At 51.7% G+C, this 26,748-nt stretch carries 25 protein-coding genes and 2 tRNA genes; 21 read left to right on the forward strand and 6 right to left on the reverse strand.

Annotated features, from left to right (window positions below; all coding sequences use genetic code 11):
- Nucleotides 1-115 precede the first annotated feature (115 nt).
- The 8 genes from infC (at nucleotide 116) to MKY74_RS09875 (ending at nucleotide 7,108) form a co-directional block, all read left to right on the forward strand.
- Nucleotides 116-613, forward strand: coding sequence for a translation initiation factor IF-3 (gene infC, locus MKY74_RS09840; RefSeq protein ID WP_076173246.1), 498 nt, complete (start codon nucleotides 116-118; stop codon nucleotides 611-613).
- Between the two features lie 18 nt (nucleotides 614-631).
- Complete coding sequence (gene rpmI / locus MKY74_RS09845; RefSeq protein WP_076173245.1) at nucleotides 632-832, forward strand: 50S ribosomal protein L35; 201 nt, start codon at nucleotides 632-634, stop codon at nucleotides 830-832.
- 30 nt (nucleotides 833-862) lie between these two features.
- Complete coding sequence (gene rplT / locus MKY74_RS09850; RefSeq protein ID WP_076173244.1) at nucleotides 863-1,222, forward strand: 50S ribosomal protein L20; 360 nt, start codon at nucleotides 863-865, stop codon at nucleotides 1,220-1,222.
- A 573-nt stretch (nucleotides 1,223-1,795) separates the two neighbouring features.
- The gene (locus MKY74_RS09855) at nucleotides 1,796-2,833 is read left to right on the forward strand and encodes a BMP family ABC transporter substrate-binding protein (protein ID WP_076173243.1); all 1,038 of its coding nucleotides are present in this window, start codon (nucleotides 1,796-1,798) and stop codon (nucleotides 2,831-2,833) included.
- Between the two features lie 127 nt (nucleotides 2,834-2,960).
- A complete protein-coding gene (locus MKY74_RS09860) occupies nucleotides 2,961-4,496 on the forward strand; it encodes an ABC transporter ATP-binding protein (protein WP_076173242.1) in 1,536 nt (511 codons plus the stop codon).
- Nucleotides 4,496-5,575, forward strand: coding sequence for an ABC transporter permease (locus MKY74_RS09865; RefSeq protein ID WP_076173241.1), 1,080 nt, complete (start codon nucleotides 4,496-4,498; stop codon nucleotides 5,573-5,575). Before MKY74_RS09860 ends, MKY74_RS09865 begins: the two co-directional genes overlap by 1 nt.
- A gap of 1 nt (nucleotide 5,576) precedes the next feature.
- Nucleotides 5,577-6,539: an ABC transporter permease gene (locus tag MKY74_RS09870; RefSeq protein ID WP_076173240.1), complete on the forward strand. Its 963-nt coding sequence runs from the start codon at nucleotides 5,577-5,579 to the stop codon at nucleotides 6,537-6,539.
- A gap of 245 nt (nucleotides 6,540-6,784) precedes the next feature.
- Nucleotides 6,785-7,108: a hypothetical protein gene (locus MKY74_RS09875; RefSeq protein WP_076173239.1), complete on the forward strand. Its 324-nt coding sequence runs from the start codon at nucleotides 6,785-6,787 to the stop codon at nucleotides 7,106-7,108.
- Nucleotides 7,109-7,162: 54 nt separating this feature from the next.
- Here the strand turns inward: MKY74_RS09875 and MKY74_RS09880 are convergent, their stop codons facing one another.
- Nucleotides 7,163-7,609, reverse strand: coding sequence for a GNAT family N-acetyltransferase (locus MKY74_RS09880; protein WP_076173238.1), 447 nt, complete (start codon nucleotides 7,607-7,609; stop codon nucleotides 7,163-7,165).
- A 588-nt stretch (nucleotides 7,610-8,197) separates the two neighbouring features.
- Between MKY74_RS09880 and ilvB the strand changes: the two genes are divergently transcribed.
- The 3 genes from ilvB to ilvC all read left to right on the forward strand — a co-directional run bounded on the left by ilvB (nucleotide 8,198) and on the right by ilvC (nucleotide 11,574).
- A complete protein-coding gene (gene ilvB / locus MKY74_RS09885; RefSeq protein ID WP_076173237.1) occupies nucleotides 8,198-9,940 on the forward strand; it encodes a biosynthetic-type acetolactate synthase large subunit in 1,743 nt (580 codons plus the stop codon).
- Nucleotides 9,941-9,942: 2 nt separating this feature from the next.
- Nucleotides 9,943-10,428: an acetolactate synthase small subunit gene (ilvN, locus tag MKY74_RS09890; RefSeq protein ID WP_076173236.1), complete on the forward strand. Its 486-nt coding sequence runs from the start codon at nucleotides 9,943-9,945 to the stop codon at nucleotides 10,426-10,428.
- A 153-nt stretch (nucleotides 10,429-10,581) separates the two neighbouring features.
- A complete protein-coding gene (gene ilvC, locus MKY74_RS09895; RefSeq protein WP_076173235.1) occupies nucleotides 10,582-11,574 on the forward strand; it encodes a ketol-acid reductoisomerase in 993 nt (330 codons plus the stop codon).
- A gap of 95 nt (nucleotides 11,575-11,669) precedes the next feature.
- Here the strand turns inward: ilvC and MKY74_RS09900 are convergent, their stop codons facing one another.
- Entirely contained in the window at nucleotides 11,670-12,650 is a 981-nt protein-coding gene (locus MKY74_RS09900) for an aldo/keto reductase (RefSeq protein WP_076173234.1), read from the reverse strand.
- A 252-nt stretch (nucleotides 12,651-12,902) separates the two neighbouring features.
- Here MKY74_RS09900 and leuB point away from each other — a divergent pair, with 252 nt between their 5' ends.
- The 6 genes from leuB to MKY74_RS09930 all read left to right on the forward strand — a co-directional run bounded on the left by leuB (nucleotide 12,903) and on the right by MKY74_RS09930 (nucleotide 19,823).
- Entirely contained in the window at nucleotides 12,903-13,982 is a 1,080-nt protein-coding gene (gene leuB, locus MKY74_RS09905) for a 3-isopropylmalate dehydrogenase (RefSeq protein WP_076173233.1), read from the forward strand.
- 294 nt (nucleotides 13,983-14,276) lie between these two features.
- Entirely contained in the window at nucleotides 14,277-14,825 is a 549-nt protein-coding gene (locus MKY74_RS09910) for a peroxiredoxin (RefSeq protein WP_076173232.1), read from the forward strand.
- A gap of 318 nt (nucleotides 14,826-15,143) precedes the next feature.
- Nucleotides 15,144-15,551, forward strand: coding sequence for a hypothetical protein (locus tag MKY74_RS09915; protein WP_076173231.1), 408 nt, complete (start codon nucleotides 15,144-15,146; stop codon nucleotides 15,549-15,551).
- A gap of 387 nt (nucleotides 15,552-15,938) precedes the next feature.
- Nucleotides 15,939-17,048, forward strand: coding sequence for an ATP-binding protein (locus MKY74_RS09920; protein ID WP_076173230.1), 1,110 nt, complete (start codon nucleotides 15,939-15,941; stop codon nucleotides 17,046-17,048).
- Between the two features lie 105 nt (nucleotides 17,049-17,153).
- Nucleotides 17,154-18,698, forward strand: a complete 1,545-nt coding sequence (locus MKY74_RS09925) for a leucyl aminopeptidase (protein WP_084204028.1) — start codon at nucleotides 17,154-17,156, stop codon at nucleotides 18,696-18,698.
- A gap of 159 nt (nucleotides 18,699-18,857) precedes the next feature.
- Nucleotides 18,858-19,823 (forward strand): aldolase catalytic domain-containing protein, encoded by a 966-nt coding sequence (locus MKY74_RS09930; RefSeq protein ID WP_076173229.1) that lies wholly within the window; start codon nucleotides 18,858-18,860, stop codon nucleotides 19,821-19,823.
- Nucleotides 19,824-19,889: 66 nt separating this feature from the next.
- Here the strand turns inward: MKY74_RS09930 and MKY74_RS09935 are convergent, their stop codons facing one another.
- Both MKY74_RS09935 and MKY74_RS09940 read right to left on the reverse strand, forming a co-directional pair.
- Nucleotides 19,890-20,132 (reverse strand): hypothetical protein, encoded by a 243-nt coding sequence (locus tag MKY74_RS09935; protein ID WP_076173228.1) that lies wholly within the window; start codon nucleotides 20,130-20,132, stop codon nucleotides 19,890-19,892.
- Nucleotides 20,133-20,140: 8 nt separating this feature from the next.
- Entirely contained in the window at nucleotides 20,141-20,464 is a 324-nt protein-coding gene (locus MKY74_RS09940; protein WP_076173227.1) for a YbjQ family protein, read from the reverse strand.
- Between the two features lie 255 nt (nucleotides 20,465-20,719).
- Between MKY74_RS09940 and MKY74_RS09945 the strand changes: the two genes are divergently transcribed.
- The 3 genes from MKY74_RS09945 (at nucleotide 20,720) to MKY74_RS09955 (ending at nucleotide 23,064) form a co-directional block, all read left to right on the forward strand.
- Nucleotides 20,720-22,777: a putative bifunctional diguanylate cyclase/phosphodiesterase gene (locus tag MKY74_RS09945; RefSeq protein WP_244169347.1), complete on the forward strand. Its 2,058-nt coding sequence runs from the start codon at nucleotides 20,720-20,722 to the stop codon at nucleotides 22,775-22,777.
- Between the two features lie 74 nt (nucleotides 22,778-22,851).
- Nucleotides 22,852-22,925, forward strand: a tRNA-Pro gene (locus MKY74_RS09950).
- Nucleotides 22,926-22,990: 65 nt separating this feature from the next.
- Nucleotides 22,991-23,064: transfer RNA gene (locus MKY74_RS09955), tRNA-Gly, on the forward strand.
- Nucleotides 23,065-23,477: 413 nt separating this feature from the next.
- Here the strand turns inward: MKY74_RS09955 and MKY74_RS09960 are convergent.
- Both MKY74_RS09960 and MKY74_RS09965 read right to left on the reverse strand, forming a co-directional pair.
- Nucleotides 23,478-23,702, reverse strand: coding sequence for a hypothetical protein (locus tag MKY74_RS09960; protein WP_244169275.1), 225 nt, complete (start codon nucleotides 23,700-23,702; stop codon nucleotides 23,478-23,480).
- 223 nt (nucleotides 23,703-23,925) lie between these two features.
- The gene (locus MKY74_RS09965) at nucleotides 23,926-25,089 is read right to left on the reverse strand and encodes an ROK family protein (RefSeq protein ID WP_076170727.1); all 1,164 of its coding nucleotides are present in this window, start codon (nucleotides 25,087-25,089) and stop codon (nucleotides 23,926-23,928) included.
- 187 nt (nucleotides 25,090-25,276) lie between these two features.
- Between MKY74_RS09965 and xylA the strand changes: the two genes are divergently transcribed.
- Complete coding sequence (xylA, locus tag MKY74_RS09970; RefSeq protein ID WP_076170725.1) at nucleotides 25,277-26,593, forward strand: xylose isomerase; 1,317 nt, start codon at nucleotides 25,277-25,279, stop codon at nucleotides 26,591-26,593.
- The last annotated feature ends 155 nt before the right edge of the window (nucleotides 26,594-26,748 follow it).

Raw genomic sequence — 26,748 nt, forward strand, 5'->3', positions numbered from 1 at the left:
TGAAGAGTTGATCATAGGGATGCTGGGTGATGATACCCGCATCCCTTTTTATTTTGCTTCTGCACACAGAAATACCTATTAGATCTGGAGGTGGACGGTTATCAGTAAGGAACATATGATCAATGAGGAGATCCGGGCGAAGGAAGTTCGCTTGGTAGGCGCTGAAGGCGAACAGATTGGCATCAAGCCCCTTCGTGAGGCTCTGCAGATGGCAGCGGATTTGAATCTGGATTTGGTGAACGTGGCGCCGCAGGCGAAGCCGCCGGTGTGCCGCATCATGGATTACGGCAAGTTCCGCTATGAGCAGCAGAAGAAAGAGAAGGAAGCCCGGAAGAATCAGAAAATCGTTGATATTAAAGAAGTATGGTTCCGAGCAAACATTGATGAGCACGACTACCAGACTAAGCTCCGCAATGTCGTCAAGTTCCTGAAGGAAGGCGACAAGGTCAAATGCTCCGTTCGTTTCCGCGGACGCGAAATCGCGCATGCGAGCATCGGCCAGAAGATTCTGGAGCGTGTAAGGGAAGAAGTTGCCGAGCACTCCAGCGTTGAGCGTCAGCCGAAGCTGGAAGGACGCAGCATGATTATGATTTTGGCTCCAAAAGCCCAATGATCCTGAGGAGGAAGTACAATGCCTAAAATGAAAACACACAGCAGCCTTAAAGGCCGCTTCAAAGTTACCGGTTCCGGTAAAGTGACTCGCTACAAAGCTTACAGAAACCATTTGCTTTCCCACAAGTCCAAGCGCGCTAAACGCGTATTGGCAGGCAACCCAGAAATGGCGCCGGGGGACGTAAGACGCTTGAAGCAAGGCTTGGCGAACTTGAAATAGTTAATCACACATTTTTGGGAGGTTTATATTATGGCAAGAGTAAAAGGCGGATTCGTCGTTCGTCGTAGACATAAAAAAGTATTGAAACTTGCAAAAGGTTATTTCGGTTCCAAACACCGCATTTTTAAAACAGCTAACGAGCAGGTTATGAAATCCCTCGTGTACGCATACCGTGACCGTCGTCAGACGAAACGGAACTTCCGCAAATTGTGGATCGTGCGTATCAACGCTGCAGCCCGCATGAACGGATTGTCTTACAACAAGCTGATGCATGGTCTGAAACTGGCTGGCGTGGACATCAACCGCAAAATGCTGGCTGACCTGGCCGTTAACGACATCAACGCGTTCAACTCGATCGCATCGGTTGCCAAAGAGAAAGTCAACGCGTAATATACTTGTAATGCATATTAAAACCGCCCTAACCGGCGGTTTTTTTAAGATATAAGAAAGAAAATACATCAGAGACTAAACTACCTTATATCGCAAGAAAGACCTCCGCTAAAAGCGGTCTGGCTTCATAGAACGTACACCGATAGACGTGTTTCTTTAGATATAAGAATTATATCCCCAACAAGAAAAAGCCCCGCTAGCTAACATAAATCAGAACCTAGAGTCGCAGGTACCGGGTGCCCCACTTATGAATGGGTATGAATGTTAATTTCACGCATCTTTTCATTCGAGAATCGACATCAGGTGAGCTTATAGACAGCTACTCTTCCATGGAAATAACAGGCTGTGTGATTTATGGCAAAATAAAGCGTTTTCCCTTGATTTTTCACTAAAAAAGTTTTATTTTCTGACGTAAATTTGCTGGATTTTGGCGTAGGTAAAATGTATAATCTGTTCTGTGGAATGTCCGACATTTGAACAAGCCTTCACAAGCAATTAATTGACCATAGATCAATTGCTGAAGGGCGAAGACAGGTGAAAGGATATAATTCATTCTAGGGGGACTATAAGTTAATGAAGAAAATGTTCAAATTGTCGCTGATTATGCTGCTTGCATTTTCAGTTGTACTGGCCGGCTGCGGTAAAAAGAACGAAGATACGAGCAGCTCGTCCGGCGGCAGCGAAGAAGGCGGCGCAGCAAAATCTAGCGTGAAGGTCGGTCTCGTGACTGACGTGGGCGGGGTTAACGACAAATCCTTTAACCAATCCGCTTGGGAAGCATTGGAAGCATTGAAGAAGGACAAAGGGATCGAAGCCCAGTATCTGCAAAGTAAGTCCAAAGAAGATTATGTTCCGAACCTGAACAAATATGTCAAAGGCAAATACGACCTCACTTGGGGGATCGGTTTTGACCTTGGCGTTGATATGAAAACGGTAGCCGATCAAAACCCGGATGCCAAAATGGCGATTATCGATGCTGAAGTCGATGCGCCTAACGTTCATTCCGTTACGTTTGCGGAGAACGAAGGGGCATTCCTCGTTGGTGTAGTAGCAGGCTCCATGACAAAAACGAACAAAATCGGTTTTGTCGGCGGTTCCGAAATTCCGGTTATCAAACGCTTTGAAGCCGGCTTTAAAGCTGGCGTTGCCGCAGCGAATCCGGATGCGAAAGTGATCATCAACTACACCGGCGCATTTGACAAGCCTGACCAAGGTAAAGCGGCTGCAGCCACGATGTACAACGACGGCGTGGACATTATTTTCCATGCTTCCGGTGCAACAGGTACTGGCGTGTTTAACGAAGCCATTGCCCGCAACAAAGCAGGCCAAAAAGTATGGGTTATCGGTGTAGACAAAGACCAATCCCTGGAATTTGGCGACGAAGTAACGCTGACATCTATGGTTAAAGGTGTAACGACAGCTGTAGACAAAGTAACAAGAGAAGTCATCGACGGCACGTTTAAAGGCGGTCATGAGACACTGGGCCTGAAAGAAAACGGCGTAGGTCTGGCCGATACTTCGAGCAAAAACGTTCCTGCAGATGTCCTGAAAAAAGTGGATGAGTTCAAGCAAAAAATCATCGACGGCGAGATCAAAGTTCCTGAAGAATAATTCCATAACGATAATTTGAACGGATATAATTCATGTGTACCAAACGGCAAGGCTGGTTATTATGACTAGCCTTGTCTTACGTTATGGCCCAAACAGAGGCCGCAAAATATGTGATAAGGGTGATCTCATGGATGCAGCGACCCCTGTCGTTGAGTTGAAGCAAATTACCAAACGCTTTCCCGGCATCGTTGCCAACGACTCGATCAGCTTGAAGCTGCACAAGGGCGAAATTCATGCACTGCTCGGTGAGAATGGTGCGGGGAAGTCGACCTTGATGAATATCGTGTTTGGCTTGTACCAGCCTGATGAGGGCAGTATCGAAGTGAACGGCAAACCCGTCATCATTGACAGTCCTAATAAAGCGATCGAGCTGGGCATCGGCATGGTGCATCAGCATTTTAAATTGGTTCAGCCGTTTACGGTAACCGAAAATATCGTTCTGGGGATGGAGCCCAAAATTGCCGGGGTCCATCTGAATTACAGAGCATCGGTTGCCAAGATCAAGGCCCTGTCCGACCAGTATGGTTTGAGGGTTAATCCGAATGCTAAGATTCACGACATATCCGTCGGGATGCAGCAGCGCGTCGAGATCTTGAAGACGCTTTACCGCGGTGCTGACATTCTTATTTTCGACGAGCCTACAGCCGTGCTTACACCGCAGGAGATCGGCGAACTTATGGGAATTATGAAGCGGCTGGTTGCCGAAGGTAAATCGATTATTTTAATTACGCACAAGCTCAAGGAAATTATGCAAATTTCCGACACGGTGACGATTATTCGACGGGGGAAAGTCATCGACACCTTGAAGACGTCCCTGACGAATCCGAACGAGCTTGCCGAGAAAATGGTGGGCCGCAGCGTCTCCTTTAAGGTGGACAAGCAGCCGTCCGTACCGAAGCAAACCGTGCTTAATGTGAAAAATCTGGTGTCCAAAAACAAAGAGGGAATCCCCGTTCTGAACGGGCTTGATCTCCAGGTGCGTGCAGGGGAAATTCTCGGCATCGCCGGCGTTGACGGGAACGGGCAGAGCGAGCTGATCGAAGCGCTGACGGGCCTGAGCAAGGTCGACAGCGGACTGATCGAAATCAACGGCAAGGATATTACCAACAAACCACCGCGTTTCATTTCGGAAAGCGGAGTGTCGCATATTCCGGAGGACCGCCATAAACACGGGCTTGTCCTTGATTTTTCCATGAGTGAAAATATGGTGCTGGAAACGTATTATAAAGCCCCTTACAACAAAGGCGGCTTCCTGAACAAAAGCGCCATTGACGACCAGGCGAAACGCCTGATCGAGCAATTTGACGTCAGAACGCCGAGCATTGAGACGAAGGCTCGTGCTTTATCCGGCGGTAATCAGCAGAAGGCGATTATAGCCCGGGAAATAGATAAAGATCCGGATCTGCTCATCGCGGCACAGCCGACGCGGGGACTTGACGTCGGTGCGATCGAGTTTGTGCAGAAGCAGCTTGTTGCGCAGCGGGACAAGGGGAAAGCCGTGCTGCTGATCTCCTTTGAGCTCGACGAGATCATTAACGTGTCCGACCGGATTGCGGTCATTTACGAAGGACAGATCGTCGGCGAAGTGCGGCCGGAGGACACGAATGACCAGGAGCTGGGTCTGATGATGGCGGGCAGCAAGGTTGCGGGAGGTAAGGCCTAATGAATAAATTATTTAAAATTTTTACCGTCAACAGCCTGTTGACGCCTCTCGTATCGATCGTGCTTGGACTCATCGTAGGGGCCATCATTATGCTGATCGGGGGGTACGATCCGATTCTGGCGTACAGTTCCCTGTTCAGCACCGTATTTGGAAACCTGTACGATTTCGGGGAAACGATCCGTGAAATTACACCCCTGATCATGACCGGTCTTGCCGTCGCCTTTGCGTTTCGGGCAGGCCTGTTCAACATCGGGGCGGAAGGTCAATACATCGTCGGCATGACGGCCGCGACAGCGGTCGGGATCAAGCTGACCGGGCTGCCGATCGTTCTGCATGCCATTGTCGCGATCATCGCCGGCGGATTGGCCGGAGGGATCTGGGCGGGCATTACCGGCTATCTCAAAGCTAAGCGGGGCGTAAACGAAGTTATTATTTCGATCATGTTGAACTGGACCGGCCTGTATTTGAGTAACTATATCGTGAGAAACTTCCTGCTTCTCAAGGGCCAGCAGCGCTCTGAGGACATCCAAGATACAGCGTCGATTTCGATCGGCTGGTTGTCCGACATGTTCAGCGATGCGCGTATGCACTGGGGAACCGTCATTGCGATTCTAGCAGCTGTGTTTTTCTATGTGTTCATGTGGAAGAGCAAGCAGGGGTATGAGCTGCGGGCCGTAGGACATAACGGGGATGCCGCGAAATATGCGGGAATGAACGTAAAGAGCAACATCGTGAAAGCCATGTTCATCAGCGGTATTTTCGCCGGATTGGGCGGTGCCTTTCAGGTGCTTGGCGTATTCCATTACCAGGCGATCTTCACGGGGTCTCCGGGCGTCGGCTTTGACGGAATCGCGGTGGCGCTGATCGGCATGAACCATCCGTTCGGCATTCTGCTGTCCGCCGCCTTGTTCGGTACGCTGACTTACGGCTCCGCGGGTATGAGCTTTGGTGCGGATGTGCCGCCGGAAATCATCCGGATCGTTATCGGATCCATCATATTCTTTATTGCTGCACAAGGCATTGTGCGCTGGGTTCTGAAGCCCTTCTATCTGAAGCGCAAGAAAGAGAAGGTGTTGTAAAATGGATTGGATCACAACAATTGGCCAGCTGCTGAATACGACGCTCGTTTTTTCGACAGCGCTTATCTTTGCTGCCATGGGCGGCATCTTCTCTGAACGCTCCGGAGTAACAAACATCGGGATTGAGGGCTTGATGACCTTCGGTGCGTTTGCGGCCGGCGTCGCATCCTATTACGCGGAAGATGCAGGCATGGGGGCGGCTTCCCCTTATATCGGCATGCTCGCTGCGATCGTGATCGGGCTAGTCGCTTCGCTGATTCACGCCGTCGCCTCGATCACCTTTAAGGCGGATCAGGTGATCAGCGGCGTCGTGATCAACTTCCTGGCAACAGGAAGCACGCTGTATATGGTCAAGCTGATGTTTGAAGGTGCGGGAGAAACTCCACTGCTGATGGAGAGTCTCCAAAAGTGGAAGATTCCTCTCCTTTCCAAAATTCCAATTATCGGGGAAGGCATATTCAGCAATTACCCGACAACATATCTGGCTATTATTGTCGTTATCGTCGCTTCGTATATCCTGTACAAAACCTCCTTTGGCCTTCGTCTGCGCGCGGTCGGAGAGCATCCAAGCGCCGCCGATACGGTCGGGGTCAAAGTACGCCGGATGCGGTATATCGGGGTGATGATCAGCGGTGCTTTGGCTGCGCTTGGTGGAGCCACGGTTACGCTCACGACGACGAGCACGTTTTCGCATAATACGATTTCAGGCCAAGGTTTTATCGCGATCGCTGCGATGATTTTCGGGAAATGGAATCCGCTCGGTGCGTTCGGGGCAGCTGTATTTTTCGGCTTCTCCCAGGCCATCGGCAACTACTTCCAGCTCTTCGATTGGGCGCATGACATTCCGCAGGAATTTATTTACATGCTTCCGTACGTACTCACCGTTATCGTTCTGGTGGCGGCCGTGGGACGCTCGTCTGCGCCGGCTGCGTTGGGGGAACCATACGATCCGGGTAAAAGATAATAATCGAACCGCAAAAAGGCTGCATTCCATTCAACTGGAGTGCAGCTTTTTTTGATTAGCATCCAGCAAGGCAGGGCGGCATGACATTGAAACAGCAGCGGATTTTTCCGGACAGGTGTACATGCTACCGATGCTGGCGCCCGTGATGCCTGCTTCACCCATCTTCCCGGGAACCGGGCTATGGAACAAGCGCCGTGCGGGGCATTCGAATAGATTGGTGTGAAGACCATTGGAGGAGGGATTACATGCAACAGTCTGTGACTCGTAAACACGCCCAGAAGTTTGTTGGTAAACATATTGTAGCTGCCAAAAAGGACGGAAGCCTGGTGACCGGAAAATTGCTGCGCATCTCGGGCAACCGCCTGATTCTGCAGCGGGATAAAGGGAAAAAGGTTCACACCAAAGCAATCATTCCGCTCGTCTTGTTTGACCTGCTGGCGATCGGAACGGCCCCTTACGCCTACGGCCCTTACGGGGGATACGGCGGAGTACCTTACGGCGGCTACGGCCCTGGCTACGGCCCCGTCGGATATCCGGGAGCTTATCCTTACGGCGGTGGATTCTGGTAATCTTTTAATTACCGGCTCACTTGTTAGAGGGAGTGCAGGAGGTTCTCGGCACGGCTAGGAAAGCCGCTTTTCCAATTCGTAGCACTGGTTTTTGGCGTGGTACTTGATGTTGAAATATCCTAACTTTTGGTAGAATGTCATCCCATTCGCATTCCCGGAATCAACCATGACTTTCGACCGTTTGCACCCGCGTGACAACGCAAATCTTTCCGCATGGGCCATCAAGAGGTTTCCCCATCTTTTGCGTTGTGATTCGGGTGCGACGGCCAACATATCGATATAGAGCAGATCGCCGTGAAGCATAAAGTGGACAAATCCGACTGGATCCCCTTCGTAGTAGGGGGAAGCGATGAGCGTCACGCCGCGGTTCATACGCCCGGGAAGATCCTTACGCACCTGCTCCAGCTGGCTTTTGGTCATATGGGACAGCGGGACAAGCTGGGTCTCGATTAAATGCATGATGACAGCATCGTCCTGCTTGGGTCTGCGGTATCTAATCATAGAGTCTGTCCTCCGTTCTGCTGCCCAATTCATCCATGAGCGACATACGTCATCATATGAAAATAGGGGTGGGCGGTGTGCCGAAAGTTCCCGGGAAAATGGAGGACAAAAGCGGACATGTATTTTTTTATCCGAATCTGGGTATTGACTATAGAATCGATGGGTCATATAATGTGTCTAAACATTTTATCGAGTATACAGTCATCGGCAATGAAGAGGACGAAGTTTAAAGGGCTCTTTTGAACAGAGAGTGAGAGGATCTGCTGCAACCTCCGCCAAAATCCCTTTTATACGAGCTCACCTCGGAGCTGTTCTCCTGAAAAGCGCTAAAGCCTATTAGGGAGAATCGTCAGGTCCACGTTACGGACTCAAGGTATGGAAACGGATGAGCCATCGATGATGAGGCACCGTTCCTGATTTTCTATACCTGCTGAGGCTGTGCACTGTGAAGTGCGGAGCAAATATGGGTGGTACCACGGAAGAACAACCTTTCGTCCCTCACACAAGAACATTGTGTGATGAGGGATGGAAGGTTTTTTTGTTTACCATCACAAAAAAATGAACGTATTCTTGAGAGGAGGATGACTGATGAGCGCGCAAATTCCTGAAGTGCGGTCTACAGAACAATTACGTGAGAAATGGATGAAGCCGGAAGTCATTTCCGGCTCGGAAATACTGCTTCGCAGCCTTCTGCTGGAAGGTGTCGAGTGTGTTTTCGGGTATCCGGGCGGGGCAGTGCTTTACATTTACGATGCGATGTATGGATTTAAGGATTTCAAACATGTGCTGACTCGTCACGAGCAGGGAGCAATCCATGCGGCAGACGGTTACGCAAGGGCAAGCGGCAAAGTCGGCGTGTGTATAGCAACATCGGGACCGGGGGCGACCAACCTGGTCACAGGAATTGCCACCGCTTATATGGATTCCGTCCCTCTGGTTGTTATCACGGGTAACGTCGCAACGAGCCTGATCGGAACGGATGCTTTTCAGGAGGCCGACATTACCGGCATCACGATGCCGATTACGAAGCACAGCTATCTCGTCAGAGATGTCAAGGATCTGCCGAGAATCATTCACGAAGCATTCCACATCGCTTCGACCGGCCGCAAAGGTCCGGTGCTGATCGACATTCCGAAGGACGTATCGGCGGCACTTACGCTGTTCGAACCTGGAAACAGCATTAACCTTCGCGGATACAACCCGCGCCTGGTGCCTAACAAGCTTCAGCTCGACAAGCTGGTTGCAGCGATCGAGGAGAGCGAGCGGCCGATGATCATTGCCGGCGGCGGCGTGATCTACTCCGGCGGACATGAAGCGCTGTACGAATTCGTGAAGCGGACCGAAATTCCGATCACGACGACGCTTCTCGGTCTGGGCGCATTCCCGAGCGGGCACGAGCTCTGGACGGGCATGCCGGGGATGCACGGAACTTACGCCTCCAACATGGCGATTCAGGAGTCGGATCTGCTGATCAACATCGGCGCACGGTTCGATGACCGGGTAACAGGCAAACTGAACGGATTTGCCCCGAAAGCGAAAATCGTGCACATCGACATCGATCCGGCGGAAATCGGCAAAAACGTGCCGACAGACATTCCGATCGTAGGCGACTGCAAGACGGTGCTAGAAATGCTGAACAACGATGTGAAGCGGGCCGGCAAGGCAGAGGCTTGGAGAACCCGGGTTCAGCAGTGGAAGCTGGAACATCCGCTCCGCTACGCTGATTCGGATACAGAGCTCAAGCCGCAATGGGTTATCGAGCTGTTGAACGATACGACGAAGGGCGAAGCGATCGTCACTACTGACGTAGGGCAGCATCAAATGTGGGCTGCACAGTACTATAAGTTCAATCAGCCGCGCTCCTGGGTGACCTCAGGCGGCCTCGGAACGATGGGATTTGGACTTCCGTCCGCCATCGGTGCCCAAATGGCCAATCCGGAAAGGCTCGTCATTTCGGTGAATGGTGACGGCGGCATGCAGATGTGCTCTCAGGAGCTTGCCATCTGTGCCATCAATAACATACCGGTGAAGGTTGTCATCATCAACAACCAGGTGCTCGGTATGGTTCGTCAGTGGCAGGAACTGATTTACGATAACCGTTACAGCCATATCGATCTGGAAGGAAGCCCGGATTTCGTCAAACTGGCCGAGGCTTACGGAGTGAAGGGACTTCGGGCGACGAACAAGGAAGAGGCCAGAACGGCCTGGAAAGAAGCGCTCGAAACACCGGGACCTGTCGTTGTGGAATTTGTGGTCAGCAAGGGTGAGAACGTGTATCCGATGGTAACTCAAGGCTCGACCATTGATCAAATGTTGATGGGGGATGCATAATTATGAGCATGAGACATACCATTGCCGTTCTAGTGAATGACCAGCCGGGCGTGCTGCAGCGGGTATCCGGACTGTTTGGACGCCGCGGCTTCAACATTGAGAGCATTACGGTCGGGCAGTCGGAAGAAGCGGGGCTCTCCCGCATGGTCATCGTCACGATCGGTGACGACATGACGCTGGAGCAAATCGAGAAGCAGCTGTACAAATTGATCGATGTTATCAAGGTGATCAACCTTAGCTCCAAGCCAATGGTAGCGCGGGAGCTGGCGCTGATCAAAGTCAGCGCGGAGCCGGCGGAACGTCCGGAAATCCTCGGCGTCGTGGAAACGTTCCGCGCTTCGGTCGTCGACATCGGAAGCGGCAGCATTATGGTTCAGGTTGTCGGGGATTCCTCGAAAATCGACGCCATGATAGAGCTCTTGAAGCCGTACGGAATCCGGGAGCTGTCTCGCACCGGAGTTACCGCCATGATTCGCGGAAATGCATAATCATACACAACAACATATTCATTAAATTCCCGCTAAAGAGCGGGGGTTTGAGAGGATCGTATCCCGAAAGCGGGACAAACCGGGTGCAGGGTCCTTTGAAACACCCGCTCTTTATGAAGGGTTCTTTTTAAAAACAAAGGAGGATTTATTCACATGCCAGTTACAACTTATTACGAGCAAGACGCAGAACTCAGCGCTTTAAAAGGAAAAACCGTTGCCGTTATCGGATACGGAAGCCAAGGCCACGCACAGGCGCAAAACCTGCGTGACAGCGGTGTCAAGGTCGTTATCGGTCTTCGCGAAGGCAAATCTTTCGATAAAGCTAAAAACGACGGTTTCGAAGTTCTGTCCGTTGCCGAAGCAACAAGCCAAGCGGACGTAGTACAAATCCTGATGCCGGACGAAACTCAAGCATCCGTGTACAAAAACGAAATCGAGCCTAACCTGAAAAAAGGCGCAGCGCTCATGTTCTCCCACGGCTTCAACGTTCATTTTGGACAAATCGTCGCTCCTAAAGATTCCGACGTGCTCTTGGTTGCTCCAAAATCCCCAGGTCACATGGTTCGCCGTACGTATGTCGAAGGCTTCGGGGTTCCTGGCCTGATCGCCATTGAGCAGGACGCTACTGGCAATGCGAAGCAAATCGGACTGGCCTATGCAAAAGGTATCGGCTGTACCCGCGCAGGGGTTATCGAGACTTCCTTCCGCGAAGAAACCGAAACCGATTTGTTCGGTGAGCAAGCCGTACTTTGCGGCGGCGTAACTGCGCTGATCAAAGCCGGATTCGAAACGCTGGTTGAAGCTGGATACGCTCCGGAAATGGCTTACTTCGAGTGCCTCCACGAAATGAAGCTGATCGTTGACCTGATCTATGAAGGAGGCATGGCTAACATGCGTGACTCCATCTCCAATACGGCTGAGTACGGTGACTATGTAACTGGACCTCGCATCGTAACGGAAGAAACGAAGAAAGCGATGAAGGAAGTGCTGTCCGACATCCAACAAGGTAAATTCGCCCGCGACTTTATCCTTGAGAACCAATCCAACCGTGCATTCCTGAATGCAACGCGCCGTAACGAAGCTAACCATCCGATCGAAGTTGTCGGCGGTCAGCTGCGCGAAATGATGCATTGGATCAAGAAATAACATACGGCACTCATCCATCAATATAAAAAGGCGGATCCCCGGATATAGAGGGGATCCGCCTTTTGCATTTCGGGAGCAGCGGCCGTTATGCCCGCTTACCAGGCATACGCCTCGGGAGCGGCGCCGCCCGGTCCCGGGAAGATTTCGTCCAGCCGCTTCAGCACGGCTTCATCCAGCTTGATTTCGAGCGCGCCGAGGGAGCTTTCGAACTGCTCCAACGTGCGCGGCCCGATAATCGGCGCCGTCACCGCCGGATTGCTCAGCAGCCAGGCAAGCGCGACGTTATCCTGCGGCTCGCCGAGCTCATTGCACAATTCGGCAAACGCCTCGAGCTTGTCGCGATGCTTCTCGATGCGCTCCGCGCTTCCGCCGCTGCGCGTGCCTTCCAGCTTCTTCAGCGCGTTGCGTCCGAGCAATCCGCCGTCGAGCGGGCTCCACGGGATCACGCCGAGGCCGAGGCTTTGCGCAGCCGGCAGCACTTCCAGCTCCGGAAGGCGGCAGTTCAGGCTGTATTTATGCTGCTCGGACACCAGGCCGAGGAAATGGCGGTTCTTCGCTTCGCTTTGGGCGATGGCCAGCTGCCAGGCAGCAAAGTTGCTGGAGCCGACGTAGCCGATTTTGCCCTGGTTCGCCGCGATTTCAAAAGCGCCCCACAGCTCGTCCCAAGTGACGTTCGGGTCGACATGGTGCATTTGGTACAGCTCGATATGGTCGGTCTGCAGGCGCCGGAGCGAGCCTTCCAGGTGTCTGCGGATTTTGTACGCGGACAGGCCCCGCGGCCCGTTCGGACCGTCCGCCGGATCGCTCATGTCGCCATGAACCTTGGTGGCGAGGACCACCTTTTCGCGGCGGCCGCCGTCCTGGGCGAACCAGCGGCCGATAATGGTTTCGGTCAAGCCGGAATTTTCGCCCCAGCCGTAAATGTTAGCGGTATCAAAAAATTGAACGCCGGCGTCAAGCGCCGCGTCCATGATGCGGAACGCTTCCTTCTCGTCCGTCGCCGGTCCGAAGTTCATCGTTCCCAGGCACAAGCGGCTCACTTTTAAACCGGATTTTCCCAAATACGTATACTGCATGAATCCGTTCAACTCCTTTGCGATTGAAGAGTATAAGTCCAAACAATATCATTGTACCCGGATTAATCAGGAAAAGAAATGTGCCTTGTTAAGGCAGGTATAGAATAATTTAATCCATTCTGTCAGCTTATAGGAAAATACTATTAAGGTCATAGATTCTATATCTTGGTCAATGCTCTCCTTCATGTGTTACAACAGTATATAGAGAATTAGGACAGTGAAAACGAGGTATCTGAAGGAGTGACTGATATTATGGCAGAGGTTAAAAAGATTGCAGTAATCGCAGGGGACGGCATCGGGCCGGAGGTTGTCGCAGAAGCGGAGAAAGTGCTCAAGCGCACGGAGGAGCTGTTCGGCTATTCGTTTGAAACGGAGCATGCGCTGTTCGGGGGAATCGCAATCGACGAGAAGGGAACCCCGCTTCCGGAAGAGACGCTGGCGGTATGCAAAAATGCAGACGCGGTGCTGCTTGGCGCGGTAGGCGGACCGAAATGGGACAACAATCCGAAGGAACTCCGTCCGGAGACTGGCCTGCTCGGTATCCGCAAGGCGCTCGGATTGTTCTCCAACCTGCGTCCGGCCGTGGTGTTCGACTGCTTGAAGGACGCCTCGACGCTGAAGCCTGAGGTGCTGGAAGGCACGGACCTGATGGTTGTACGGGAGCTGACCGGCGGCATTTACTTCGGTGACAAGCTGAGACGTCAAGGCGAGCATGGCGAAGAAGCGGTGGACACTTGCGTGTACAATGTGGCGGAAGTGGAACGGATCGTGCGCCAAGCCTTTGAAATCGCCCAGAAGCGCCGGAAGAAGCTCGCTTCCGTCGATAAGGCAAACGTGCTCGAAACTTCCCGCCTGTGGCGTGAAGTGGTGAATCGGGTCGCTCCGGATTATCCGGACGTGGAGCTGGAGCATGTGCTTGTCGACAACTGCGCCATGCAGCTGCTGCGCCGGCCAGCCAGCTTCGACGTCATCGTGACGGAGAACATGTTTGGCGATATTTTGAGCGACGAAGCCGCTATGCTGACCGGGTCGATCGGCATGCTGTCGTCCGCTTCGATGGGAGAAGGCGCGTTCGGCTTGTATGAGCCGGTTCACGGCTCCGCACCGGATATCGCGGGTCAGAACCTGGCGAATCCGATCGCCACGATTCTGTCACTGGCGCTGATGTTCCGCCTCACGTTTGGATACGGCGATGCGGCAGACGCGATTGAAGCAGCTGTGGCTGACGTGCTGAATGCCGGACATCGCACAGGCGACATCGCAGTGGATAAGAGCAAGGCGATCGGCACACGGGAGATGGGCGACCTGATCGTGGCTGCGATGAAGAAGTAATTTTCAACGTGATATTGAGGTCGTTTTAGCGCTATATAAATGAAGGGATTTTTTTGGAAAGGGTGCTGCCGGGTGATCGGCGGCCCCTTTTTTTTACATCCGTCTGCTGAAGATTCGTTGAAAAGTTCACGATATTTTCTTATTTATAATTATTATAAATAAATAACCTATATAATCTTGACTTTGATTTCGTCGAATGATACCATTTGAAATGTAGATTCCACTTGGGATGCAATACGATACTTAATCTAGAACAGAGCAGTTGTTCTTTATATTAAAGGAGGAATTTTTGACATGGCAGAACGTTTAGTAGGTAAACCGGCTCCTGAATTTACGATGGAAACTGTAACAGGTGACGGCACGGATTTCAGTAAAGCAAGCCTGACTGACTATCGCGGTAAATGGCTCGTATTTTTCTTCTATCCACTCGATTTCACTTTCGTATGCCCTACGGAAATCACTGCGCTGAGCGATGCTTACGAGCAGTTCAAAGCGCTTGACGCTGAAATTCTGGGTGTGAGCACGGACTCCATCCACAGCCACAAGGCTTGGATCAACACACCGCGCGACTCGAACGGTCTTGGAAAAATCAACTTCCCGCTGGCTTCCGACATCACGAGATCCGTTGCAAAAGACTACGGCGTGTACATCGAAGAAGAAGGCGTTGCTCTTCGCGGGCTGTTCATCATCAACCCTGAAGGCGAGCTGAAATATCAAGTGGTTAACCACAACGATATCGGCCGCAGCGTTGAAGAAACCCTTCGCGTCCTCCAAGCGCTGCAATCCGGCGGATTGTGCGCAATGAACTGGAAACCAGGCGACAAAAATCTGGTAACCAACTAATTTTTAAATATTCGGACAAGCCCCCTTTGCCTTGCTTGATGCAGGCCAAGGGGGTTTTTCATCAACTGTGGTTTTGGGTTTAGCATGCCTCGGAGAAGTTGAAATATGGCTAGGAGCGGCATAACGTCTTGTTTTGGCATTAATATAGAATGAAGTGATCTCTTTAGCAGGATTTGAACAGGGCGATATAGAAAACCAAAGAGCAGGCATACATGATAAAACTTGGGTCCCGTCAGGGTTGAAAAAAAGGAATTGTCGAGCTTGGAATCGAATACATTATGAAGAAATACGGTGGAATCCAGAGGAGGGTGAACTGGAATGAGTTATTGCTGCGGAGCAAGTATGGTTGGAACGAAAGGTACACTTAAACATTATCGCACTCAAGTCCATAATGTTCCCCTGTTGTTCTGTCCCGTGTGCCACCGGGTTGAGGTTCATTACAAGGTTGAGAATGAATACGAAATTTTGGCCGAATATGCGCATGGTGACGGGGCGGCAGAAATTGACTTTCAGGATTATGTGATCGAGGACGAAGAGACCATTTTTGAAAATGTGGTCAACTGTGAGAAGGAAGACCCGAAAGACATCATTCAGAGCCAGATTGACATGGCCCTTGATTTGTTGACGGTCGCCAAGCAAATTCAAGACGAGAAATGGCAGAGCGAGCTGAAGAAAAGACTCGCGGTCATGAGCCAGCGCCGGCTGCGTCTTCAGCATAAATCATAAAATTTCATCGGATACCCGGGCCTGCCGTCGAATCGGCGGAAATCGTCCCGGCTGAGCGCCCGGTCATGACATAGCATCAGGTACAAAAATAAATTTTTTGTGTCTGATGCTTTTGTTTTAAGATTCGCTTTCGCAAGAGACGACATCCTTATTTTTACAGGAGAAACGTCAGCATAAGCGGGGACTTTCGGCTAAGAAAGAACACCGATTGACGGCCATCATTTTCAGGCTGGGACCATTTTTTCTTTTTTCGACAGTATCTCTTGTTGAGTTTTCCGGCGAGCTTGTCTATGATTAAACTAATCTTTATTACTGGCCAAAAGATGGAATATCTGCCTGCTAACGATTTGCCAATTCCGTCATTTCCTTATAAAGGGGGGGCATCGTGTGAGCGAAATCCAAGAGACGTTATTGCAGTCCCTGGAGGCGTTTCAATCTACGCAGCTTGTGAAGAACAAGTACGAGAACATTTTGGAGCACTTGGACAGTGGGGTAATTCTTTTCGACAGTGAGGGCGTTTTGACATTTATCAATGTGCAAATGGCGAGGTTGTTGGAAATTTCCCGTAAGTCGTTGACTGGCCTAACCTTGCTTCAAATTTTGCGTCATCCCCAGTTAAGCCGGTATAAGAAGAAGAAAATATTGCGTATTTACCGTGAAACCATTTTTCACCGAAAAAGATACCATGAGCTAAGTGATGAAACCGGACGCCAGTGGCTTCTTACGGTCACCTACGGCGATCAAATGGACGGTGATTTTTTATTTAGTGTCAAGGATGTATCCGATTTCAAGCAGATCGAACAAACCGCCTACCGAAACGACAAGCTGGCGATGCTCGGCAAAATTTCGGCATCGATCGCCCACGAAATCCGCAACCCGCTCACGGCCATCCGTGGATTCATTCAGCTGCTGAGACCTCATTTGACCAAGCTCGGAAAAGACGAGTATGCGCGCATTATATTGACCGAGATCGACCGGGCGAACGACATTATTTATGAATTTCTGAATTCTTCCAAGCCATCTGCACCGCAAACGACCGTCATCCCGGTTTCGTCTTTGCTAAAGGAAGTTGTTCTCCTTACGGAGAGCGAAGCGCTGATGAATGGCTGCGAGGTTGTTTTGCTCGATGAGTCTACACCCCTTCATATTTCCGTCGATGTAAAGCAGATTAAGCAGGTCATTCTCAACATCATTAAAAACGCAATGGATGCGATTGCTGATCAGGGACATGAGCATACCGGGAGGATTGAAATCCGCACGCGCAAGGACCAGAAAAACGTGAATATATGTATTTCGGATAACGGAAAGGGTATGGATCATATCACGCTGAGCCATTTGTTCGATCCCTTCTTTACGACCAAGGAAAGCGGGACAGGCCTTGGTCTGTCCGTCAGTTACCGGATCATCAAAAATCACCGGGGATATATTTCTGTGGACAGCAAAGTAGGGAAGGGAACAGAGTTTGTGATCTCGCTTCCGATCGTTGAAATGTCCTGATTCGGCACAGCAGGAACATTTTGTCTTTGGAGTTGCTTTGGACAACGGTGGAATAATATATATGACTATCGTCCGAAAACTTGAAGACAAAGGAAGATGACGCCGATGAATGGACATCCGTTTTCCGAAGGACAAGATATTACGGTCACATGGAAGGATCATACGGAAGCTGCTCAGCTCAGTATGGATGCGCTTGTTGTTATGGTTTCCCAAAAGGACTTTGAGGATAACGCACTTTCTCCCAGTCTTGCACCCATTGTGCAGCAGCTCAGGGACAGCCGCCTGTTCGGTGCTGCCTTCAATCAAATCCACGCACTGCCAGTGCCTGATTCAAGCGGCCATCGCGCCGTTATTCTAGTCGGGATCGGCGAACGTCCGCTGACCTCCGAAGAACTCAGGCTTGCTGCCGCCCAGGCGGCTAAAACCGCGCTCAAAATCCAAGCCCAAAGCCTGGCATGGGAAGTGCCGATCACCATGATGCGATTTACTGCGGAACAGAACACGATAACTGCGGCCCAGGCCCTAACCGAAGGGTTCATTCTGGGAGCATACCGGATCAAGCAGTACAAACGAAACCATCCGACGTACCATGGAATTAAAGAGCTGGTGCTTTTTCGAAAAGGAAACGCGGATCCCCGGGAAGCTGAAGAATGGCGTCAAGGCATTGTCCGTGGGAAAGCGGCGGCCGAAGCTACCTGTTTGGCGCGGGATTTAACGAATCTCCCTGGGAATATGCTGGTTCCAGAAGATCTGGCGAAGCATGCGCAGCGGATTGCCCGGAAGCATGGCATGGAATCACACACGCTGGATGTCGAAGAGCAAAAGGCGCTCGGCATGGGTGGATTGCTCTCGGTTGGCCAGGGGAGCATTCAACCTCCGCGGATGATCGTGATGAAGTATCAAGGAAGGGACAGCTGGGATGACGTTATAGGGCTTGTCGGCAAAGGCATTACGTTCGATACCGGGGGCATCTCTCTGAAGAAGCGGCTCGGTATGGAAGAGATGATCAGCGATATGGCCGGAGCCGCTGCGGTGCTGGGTGTCATGAACGCACTTGGAACGCTGAAGCCGAAGGTGAACGTTGTGGCTGTCATTCCGAGTGCCGAGAACATGCCTGGAGGCGGTGCCTTTAAGCCGGGGGACTTGATCCGGTCGTTCAGCGGGCGGACGATCGAGGTGCTGAACACCGATGCGGAAGGCAGAGTGGTGCTCGCCGATGGCATGACTTATGCCAGACAGCTCGGAGCGGTCCGTCTCATCGATGTGGCGACGCTCACAGGCGCCGTCGTGACGGCTTTAGGGGATGTGGCGACTGGAGCGGTAACGAATGATGACACTTTTCTCCAGGAGCTGATCCTCGCTTCGAAAAGATCCGGTGAAAAAGTATGGCCGCTTCCTGCTTACAAGGAATTTTGGGATATGCTCAAAAGCGACGTGGCGGACATTCGCAACAGCACCGGAGGCAGGGGGGCTGCGATTACGGCAGGCCTGTTTATCGGCACCTTTGCCGAAGGGCTGCCGTGGGTTCATCTCGATATCGCCGGAACGGCCTACGCCCAAAAAGAGCGGGGTGTGAATCCGAAGGGAGGCACCGGAGTGATGGTCCGGACCCTGCTGGAGTGGATTTTGTCGCAAGCGGCATCCTCATAAGACCATGAACGTAAAGCGGAATCCTGAGCGGATAGCCGCTTTATTTCGTATGCCGTCATTTCGCGGTCATAACCGTCCGGACAATTAACCTTTACTTTTCTGGTCACCTTCAAGTATGATGAAGGAATAAATTTTATGCCGGAAGGAGAAGCTTGTTGGATGAAAACAAACCCTTGTAAAATTGTCGATTGCACGATTCGCGATGGGGGACTGGTTAATAACTGGGACTTCAGCGTCGAATTTGTACAAACTTTATACGCCGGACTGAATGAGGCCGGTGTTGACTATATGGAAATCGGCTACAAAAATTCACCCAAACTGCTGAAGGGCGCCGATTCTGCCGGACCTTGGCGCTTTTTGGACGATTCCTTCCTGCGTGAAGTGATCCCCCAGAAGGGCAAAACCAAGCTGTCCGCCCTCGTGGATATCGGCCGTGTCGATGAGAATGATATTTTGCCGCGCGAAGAGAGCATGCTGGATTTGATCCGTGTTGCTTGCTACATCAAGGACGTGGATAAAGCGCTGGAGCTGGTGCAGACGTTCCATGAACGCGGTTACGAAACGACACTGAATATTATGGCTTTGTCCAACGTCATGGAGAACGAGCTGCTGGAAGCCTTCGAAATGATCCGGGAGAGCGTGGTCGATGTCGTCTATATCGTCGACTCCTATGGAAGCCTTGACCACAAGGACATGGAGTATTTGGTCGAGAAGTTCAAGAAGCACCTGCCGAACAAGCGCCTTGGCGTTCATACGCATAACAATATGCAGCTGGCCTTCTCCAACACGCTGACCGCTGCGGAGCTGGGCGTGGAGCTGCTGGATGCGTCTGTATACGGAATGGGCCGCGCGGCTGGCAACTGCCCGACCGAGCTGCTCGTCACTCATCTGAAAAATACCCATTACAACCTTCGTCCGGTGCTGGATTTGATCGAACGCCTGATGATTCCGCTTCGTGAGAAGGAGGAATGGGGCTACCTGATTCCTTACATGGTTACGGGAACGCTGGGGGAGCATCCACGTTCCGCCATGGCGCTTAGGGCATCGGAGGATAAGGACAAGTACGTGGATTTCTACGACAAGCTGACGACTCCGGAAGTCAACTTTGATCCGAAACACAAATAAACCGCTTCATTTGGTTCATTAGAAAAAGGGCTGCCCGTCGCAAGTACGGGCAGCCCTTTTTTGGCTTCAATCGAGTCTGATATATTCGCGTTCACCGGTACGGTGATTATAATAGACCTGGTATTTATGACCGTCTTTCGGGTCAATAAATACTTCCGAAGTCGGCGTAAACGATCCGTTCATGATGTCCCTGCTGCCCCCGCTATCGTCCCTGCGGCGGTATCTCTTGTCGAAGAAGCGCCAGCTTACCCATAACAGCAGCAGAAAAGCGACCAGCTCCAAGGCGTATATGAGCAGAATAATGACCATACCTCCCATCAGCTAGCAGGACGGGTTCTAACGACCGTGCCGTAGGCAACAATTTCGCTCATGTTATTGCCGATATCCCCGCTGTCAAAGCGCATCATCACGATGGCGTCACCGCCCATGGCATGCGCGTTCTGCACCATCCGGTCCACCGCCTGCCGCCGCGCATCCTCAATCATCTGGGTGTACTGCTTCACCTCGCCGCCGACAAGGCCCTTGAGGGAAGCCATAATGTCCCCGCCGATGCCTCTGGCTCTAACGACGACTCCAAACGTGGTGCCGAGTACCTCGATAATTTCATGATTGGCTACATTTTCGGTTGTTGTAATGATCATACAATGCCACACCCCTTAGGTATTATAATCTACAATACGGATGAAGGAGGATGAGGATTCATTTTTTTGCAAAACGACTCATGTCGAACGATGGCCCCAATGCAAAATTATTGTCTAATGTTAGCAGGAATGTCGGCATAAACGTGGAATTATTTAGCATGAAATTCATATATAAATATTTCAGAAAAAGCCCGGGGGTCAGAGGACTGCATGCATACCAGAGTAGAGAAAAGACGAACAATCAGGACGGCCTTGGTGGGAATCTTGTTTTTTGTTGCGGTTCAGGTCGTTCAAACTGCATTTTTATACAGTAATGATGGCGCCGGCTGGTTCAAGACGGTTTATGTCCTCGCCGGCTGGAGCAGCGTAGCTGTCAGCTTTGCCGTGTTCGCCCAGGGATGGCTGTTATTTTCGCACAAACTGTCGCGGCATAGGCTGTATACGGCTGCGCTGTTTTTGTCTCTGGCTGTGTTTGACTTTTTGCAGACGGTCAGCTTGCTCGGAATTCCTCTATTCGGCTTTGCATTAAACCAGGACGATGCCATGTGGCTGCTTATCATCTCCAAGGGGGCGTGCGCCCTCGGGCTTCTGTCGATTTATAATCTGAAAGACACGATGGTGTCGATTACCCATAAACGCTTCGCATTTATGATCACGTCGGCCGTGATCGTATTTGGTGTGCTTGCCTTCTTCCTGTGGCATCAGAAACTTCCTTTGCTGATGAACTATGGCAGCATCAATTGGCTGAAGAAATATTTAGACCTGGTGATCATTGCGGTATGCCTGATTGGCATCGGATCGATCATGTACCGGGGCAGAAAGGACCGGGCCCCATCGCTGCTTATTATTATCCGGGCGCTGATTTACTCCGCTCTCGGACAGGGGCTGATGATGACGGCGAATCATACGTACCAGTGGGATTACCTGCTTGGCACCCTTTCCGGAGGTGTGGCTTACTATCTGATGCTCAAAGGGGTTTACCGCCTGACGATCGAGGATCCATTCCGGGAACAACAGCGGGTGGAGGCGCGGATGAACTATCTGGCGTTCCATGATGACCTGACGGGACTTCCGAACAAACGCCGGTTGACTCAGCGCATTTCCAGTAAGATCAAAAATGCGGGACATGAAATGACAGGGGTCGTCGTTTTTAACGTCAACCGCTTCAAAAATATCAATGACTCCCTTGGGCATCAGGCGGGGGACCGGATTCTGCAGCTTGTCGGCGACCGCCTCAAACGGAATACCCGGTCCAGGGAGGAAGTGTTCAGTATGGGCGCTGATGAGTTCGCCATCATTCTGCCTGCGCTTGCCGGCGTGGAAGAGGGGATGGAGCGAATCCGCTATTTGCTGAAGCTCTTTGAAAAGCCCGTCGTCATCGAGGAAAACGATTATCATATCACGCTCTGCGCAGGGATGGCGGTCTTTCCGCAGGATGGAGACACGGCCGAAGAGCTGATTCAGCATGCGGACACCGCCGTTCATCATGCCAAAGACTATGGGGTCGACGTCCGTCACTTTGTCCCATCCATGCAGATGAAGGCGAAGGAGCGGCTCCGCTTGGAGAACGACCTGCGTAAAGCGATCGAGCGGGAAGAGTTTTATTTGGAGTACCAGCCGCTCGTTCATTTGGAGAGCAGCGAGATCGTTGGCATGGAGGCGCTGCTGCGCTGGCGGCATCCGAAACGGGGATTCGTTTCGCCGGCCGAATTCATTCCGCTGGCAGAGGAAAGCGGTCTGATTGTTCCTCTTGGCGAATGGGTTCTCCGTACGGCGTGCATGCAGAATAAAAAATGGCAGCAGGCGGGGTATAAGCCGATCTGCGTATCGATTAATCTATCCATGCGCCAGTTTCTCCAGCCCCAGCTGGCTGAACGCATCGGGTCCATCCTGGAGGAAATCGGCTTGGATCCGAAGTATGTCGAGCTGGAAATTACGGAAAGCATGACGTTTGACAAGGAGACGGCCTTTGACCAGCTTCGGCGCTTGAAGCAGCTCGGCGTCTTCATCAGTATCGATGACTTCGGGACGGGGTACAGCTCGCTGCATTACTTGAAAAACATGCCGATCGACCGGCTGAAAATCGACCGTTCCTTCGTCCACGAAGTGATGAGCGACCATAACGATGCGGCGATCGTCTCCACGATTGCATCGATGGCGCATCATCTGCAGCTCAAGGTAACGGCCGAAGGCGTAGAGAATGAGGAGCAGCTCCATTTCTTGAAAGAGCAGCGCTGCCACGAGGGACAAGGCTACTATTTCAGCAAGCCGATTTCGCCTGAGGATTTCGAACGGGCCTTTCTGCTGAATTAAAAAAGTATTGCAATCCCGCGGCATCCGTGGTATATTATTTCTTGTCTTCACAAGATGATATATCTTGAATGCAACGGGATGTAGCTCAGCTTGGTAGAGCACCTGGTTTGGGACCAGGGGGTCGCATGTTCGAATCGTGTCATCCCGATACTAGACATTCACCCTGAGAAAGTACGAGATTCGCCTTGGCGGCTTTGCTTTTACAGGTGATATGCGGGTGTAGTTCAATGGTAGAACTTCAGCCTTCCAAGCTGATAGCGTGGGTTCGATTCCCATCACCCGCTCCATATTGATTAAAACAAACAACGCCGATGGCGTTTTTTTATTTTGGAGTGGTTGTGTAGGAGAGAACCCACGCGCGTGGGTGCGACCGTCCGTGCAGGCATCTATGAAGAGACTGATCAGGACGCGCGTCAACATCTACCTTAGTGGCGAGGTGGATGGCTCGCTGTTAGATCGGGATGTTGAGTATTCCCATCACCCGCTCCATATTGATTAAAACAAACAACGCCGATGGCGTTTTTTTATTTTGGAGTGGTTGTGTGGGAGAGAACCCACGCGCGTGGGTGCGACCGTCCGTGCAGGCATCTATGGAGGGACTAATCAGGACGCGCGTCAACATCTACCTTAGTGGCGAGCCGGAGGCTCGCTATTGGATCAGGATGTTGAGTACCGTCCGTGCAGGCTCCCTTTCTTTATGCTATATTTTTCCCTGCTTTATCCAAGTCCAAATTCGATATGAACCAAACAAGGCCGCAAATAGTATAAGAAGCAGCATGAATACCCAAATGCCAAGTCGATTGATCTCTCTTAAACCATCTGCATTAATAAGTACAAAGGTTCCAACACCTATAAAAAGAAGATACATAAAAACGTTTGGAATAATCCAGCCAATCCTGAGTTTAATGTTTTTGTCGTTCAACATCTCCACCTCCATATGACACTATCTTACTAGCTTTTGAATAATCTGGTTATTGTAAAATTAGCTTTTTATATGCTTTTACAGGACGCGCGACAACTTCTAGGGCGAGCCAAAGGCTCGCTGTTGGATCGGGATGTCGATTACCGTCCGTGCGGGCGATGACCCCGCACCATAGATGAAAAAGGCCGGAGATCCATGGATCTCCGGCCTTTTGTATACCCCTCGATTACAGCGTGACGCGCGCGTGGCCAAGAAAATGCATGACGGCGGCGAAGCCTGCGCCGATCATCGTTCCCCGGCTGCCAAGCCGGGAGAAGGTGATCTCGAGCTGCTGCTTATGATAAGGCAGCGTCCGCTCCGCGACGACCGCCTGCATCGGCCCGGCCAGCCAATCCCGGGCTTCGGACAGCGCCCCGCCGATCACGATGAGCTCGGGATTGAAGCTGTTGATGAGGTTGGTTACGCCGATGCCCAAATATTTGCCCATCTGGGCGAATTGTTCCCGGGCAGCCTCGTTTCCCTCGGAAGCCAGGCGCACCAGCTCAGGCGTATTGTGGGCTGGCAAGGCAGTGCCGGCCGTATCGTACGTTTTCTCCGAGGCGTAGAGCTCCCAGCAGCCCCGGCTTCCGCAGGTGCAAGGCCTTCCGTCGGCTTCGATGCACATATGGCCGGTCTCCCCTGCGTACCCCCGTGCACCCTTGTACAGCTCCCCGCCGATGATAATACCCGAACCGATACCCGAGCCAGCACTGATATAGAGCAGGTGGCGCACATCCTTTGCCGCGCCGAAATTCAGCTCGCCCTGCGCCCCGGCGTTAGCTTCGTTATCAATGGTGACGGGCACCGAAAAGGCTTCCTCCAGCAGCTGACGCAAATGAACCATTTCCCAGCCGAGGTTGGGAGCAAATAAAACGATCCCATTCTCATCCACCATGCCGGGCACGCCGACCCCGATCCCGACGGTGCCGTATGGCGTGTCCGGAGCCGCTTCCATAAGACTCGAGATCACCTTCTTCATTGCTTCAAGCACATAAGACAAATCGTGACGCGCAAGCGTATGATCGCGCTCCTCCAGTACGTTGCCTCCCAGGTCGCACAGCACGGCCGTCAGCTGCTTCACCCGCAGCTCAATGCCGATGACGGTGCCGGCCATCGCGTTAAAATGCAGCAGCAGCGGCTTACGCCCACCGCTGGACTTGCCCGGCCCGACCTCGGTGACCAGCTGCTGTTCGCACAGCTCGGCTACCAAATTGGAGACGGTCGCCTTGTTCAGACCGGTCATTTCCGATACCCGGGCTCTGGAGAGGGTGGAGGAATGCTTGCGGATCGTGTGAAGCACAAGCGAGCGGTTTATTTTTTTGACCAGAGCCTGGTCGCCGGTGACTTTCATGTATATCGCACATCCTTCAAGTTATCCCATTAGCACATAATCAATTAGTCTAGAGCCATCCGCGGCAAAAAGCAACCCGAAATCAACTTTAAAAAAAACTTTGTTTAACCAATATACAAAGTCGGTCTGATGTGTTACTATATTCCTGTAAACGTTTGCGACAAGCAAATTTTGAGGAGGATTATACATGGCATACTTTGAGAACGTTGGGAAGATCGCTTATGAAGGAAGCCGTTCGACCAATCCGTACGCGTTCAAATTTTATAACCCGCAAGAAGTGGTAGCAGGCAAAACGATGGAAGAGCATCTTCGCTTTGCGATGGCTTACTGGCATACGCTGACTGCCGGTGGTTCCGATCCGTTCGGCGTAGAGACCGCTGTCCGCAGCTGGGACAAATACGACGGCATGGACAAGGCCAAAGCCCGTGTGGAAGCCGCTTTTGAATTTTTGGACAAAATGAATCTGCAGTTCTTCTGCTTCCATGATATCGACATCGCACCGGAAGGAAGCAGCCTGCGTGAGTTCTACAGCAACATCGACACGATCGTCGACCTGATCGGCCAAGGTATGAAGACCTCCGGCAAGAAGCTGCTATGGAACACAGCCAACATGTTCACAAATCCACGCTACATGCACGGTGCCGGTTCTACTTGCAACGCGGACGTGTATGCCCATGCTGCAGCCCAAGTCAAAAAAGGCCTCGAAGTCGGCAAACAGCTCGGTGCGGAAAACTACGTATTCTGGGGCGGACGCGAAGGGTATGAAACCCTGCTGAATACGGACCTCAAGCTTGAAATGGACAACATGGCCCGCCTGTTCCACATGGCTGTGGATTATGCGAAGGAAATCGGCTTTGACGCTCAGTTCCTGATCGAACCAAAACCGAAGGAGCCGACAAAGCATCAGTACGACTTTGATGCGGCGACGACGATTTCGTTCCTGCAAAAATACGATCTCGACAAGCACTTCAAGCTGAACCTGGAAGCCAACCATGCAACGCTGGCCGGACACACGTTCGAGCACGAGCTTCGTGTAGCCCGTATCAACGGTATGCTCGGATCCCTGGACGCCAACCAAGGCGACATGCTGCTCGGCTGGGATACCGACGAGTTCCCGCTGAACATTTACGATTCCACGCTTACGCTGTATGAAGTGCTGAAGAACGACGGTCTTGGCAAAGGCGGCATTAACTTCGACGCCAAAGTACGCCGTCAGTCGTTTGAGCCGGAAGATCTGTTCCTGGCGCATATCGCAGGTATGGATACTTACGCAAAAGGCTTGAAGGTAGCCGCTAAGCTGATCGAAGATCGCGTGTTCGACGACTTCATCGACAAGCGCTACGCCAGCTTCAAGGAAGGCATCGGCGCAGACGTTGTATCTGGCAAAGCCACCTTGGCTTCCCTGGCCGAGTATGCGCTGAACAATGAAAATCCGCGCCGCAACGAGTCCAGCCGCCAAGAGCTGCTGAAAGCTCAGTTGAACCAGTACATCCTGGCTGAGTAGAAGCAAGCATCAGGCATAGCTGTTCAAAACCGATCTTGAAATCTCTTTGAAATGCAACGAAGGTTGCCTGAAGAAAGCTTCTTCGGGCAGCCTTTTTTTGAACCGGATTTCCATGCGGAACATCCTTGGTTCGTCGTTGATGTCCATTCGATCCA

The sequence above is a fragment of the Paenibacillus sp. FSL R5-0378 genome (assembly GCF_038009285.1).
In the GTDB taxonomy this organism is placed as follows: Bacteria; Bacillota; Bacilli; order Paenibacillales; family Paenibacillaceae; genus Paenibacillus_AQ; species Paenibacillus_AQ favisporus.

Bases quoted from the DNA above. Each gene is read 5' to 3' on its own strand.
- MKY74_RS09940 (WP_076173227.1), bottom strand. From the start codon at position 20,464: ATGATCATTACAACAACCGAAAATGTAGCCAATCATGAAATTATCGAG.
- ilvB (WP_076173237.1), top strand. From the start codon at position 8,198: ATGAGCGCGCAAATTCCTGAAGTGCGGTCTACAGAACAATTACGTGAG.
- MKY74_RS09965 (WP_076170727.1), bottom strand. From the start codon at position 25,089: ATGAAAGTCACCGGCGACCAGGCTCTGGTCAAAAAAATAAACCGCTCG.
- MKY74_RS09900 (WP_076173234.1), bottom strand. From the start codon at position 12,650: ATGCAGTATACGTATTTGGGAAAATCCGGTTTAAAAGTGAGCCGCTTG.
- ilvC (WP_076173235.1), top strand. From the start codon at position 10,582: ATGCCAGTTACAACTTATTACGAGCAAGACGCAGAACTCAGCGCTTTA.
- MKY74_RS09870 (WP_076173240.1), top strand. From the start codon at position 5,577: ATGGATTGGATCACAACAATTGGCCAGCTGCTGAATACGACGCTCGTT.
- xylA (WP_076170725.1), top strand. From the start codon at position 25,277: ATGGCATACTTTGAGAACGTTGGGAAGATCGCTTATGAAGGAAGCCGT.
- MKY74_RS09860 (WP_076173242.1), top strand. From the start codon at position 2,961: ATGGATGCAGCGACCCCTGTCGTTGAGTTGAAGCAAATTACCAAACGC.
- leuB (WP_076173233.1), top strand. From the start codon at position 12,903: ATGGCAGAGGTTAAAAAGATTGCAGTAATCGCAGGGGACGGCATCGGG.
- MKY74_RS09915 (WP_076173231.1), top strand. From the start codon at position 15,144: ATGAGTTATTGCTGCGGAGCAAGTATGGTTGGAACGAAAGGTACACTT.
- MKY74_RS09875 (WP_076173239.1), top strand. From the start codon at position 6,785: ATGCAACAGTCTGTGACTCGTAAACACGCCCAGAAGTTTGTTGGTAAA.
- infC (WP_076173246.1), top strand. From the start codon at position 116: ATGATCAATGAGGAGATCCGGGCGAAGGAAGTTCGCTTGGTAGGCGCT.
- MKY74_RS09865 (WP_076173241.1), top strand. From the start codon at position 4,496: ATGAATAAATTATTTAAAATTTTTACCGTCAACAGCCTGTTGACGCCT.
- MKY74_RS09960 (WP_244169275.1), bottom strand. From the start codon at position 23,702: ATGTTGAACGACAAAAACATTAAACTCAGGATTGGCTGGATTATTCCA.
- MKY74_RS09855 (WP_076173243.1), top strand. From the start codon at position 1,796: ATGAAGAAAATGTTCAAATTGTCGCTGATTATGCTGCTTGCATTTTCA.
- MKY74_RS09935 (WP_076173228.1), bottom strand. From the start codon at position 20,132: ATGGTCATTATTCTGCTCATATACGCCTTGGAGCTGGTCGCTTTTCTG.
- rpmI (WP_076173245.1), top strand. From the start codon at position 632: ATGCCTAAAATGAAAACACACAGCAGCCTTAAAGGCCGCTTCAAAGTT.
- MKY74_RS09910 (WP_076173232.1), top strand. From the start codon at position 14,277: ATGGCAGAACGTTTAGTAGGTAAACCGGCTCCTGAATTTACGATGGAA.
- rplT (WP_076173244.1), top strand. From the start codon at position 863: ATGGCAAGAGTAAAAGGCGGATTCGTCGTTCGTCGTAGACATAAAAAA.
- MKY74_RS09880 (WP_076173238.1), bottom strand. From the start codon at position 7,609: ATGATTAGATACCGCAGACCCAAGCAGGACGATGCTGTCATCATGCAT.
- MKY74_RS09930 (WP_076173229.1), top strand. From the start codon at position 18,858: ATGAAAACAAACCCTTGTAAAATTGTCGATTGCACGATTCGCGATGGG.
- ilvN (WP_076173236.1), top strand. From the start codon at position 9,943: ATGAGCATGAGACATACCATTGCCGTTCTAGTGAATGACCAGCCGGGC.
- MKY74_RS09925 (WP_084204028.1), top strand. From the start codon at position 17,154: ATGAATGGACATCCGTTTTCCGAAGGACAAGATATTACGGTCACATGG.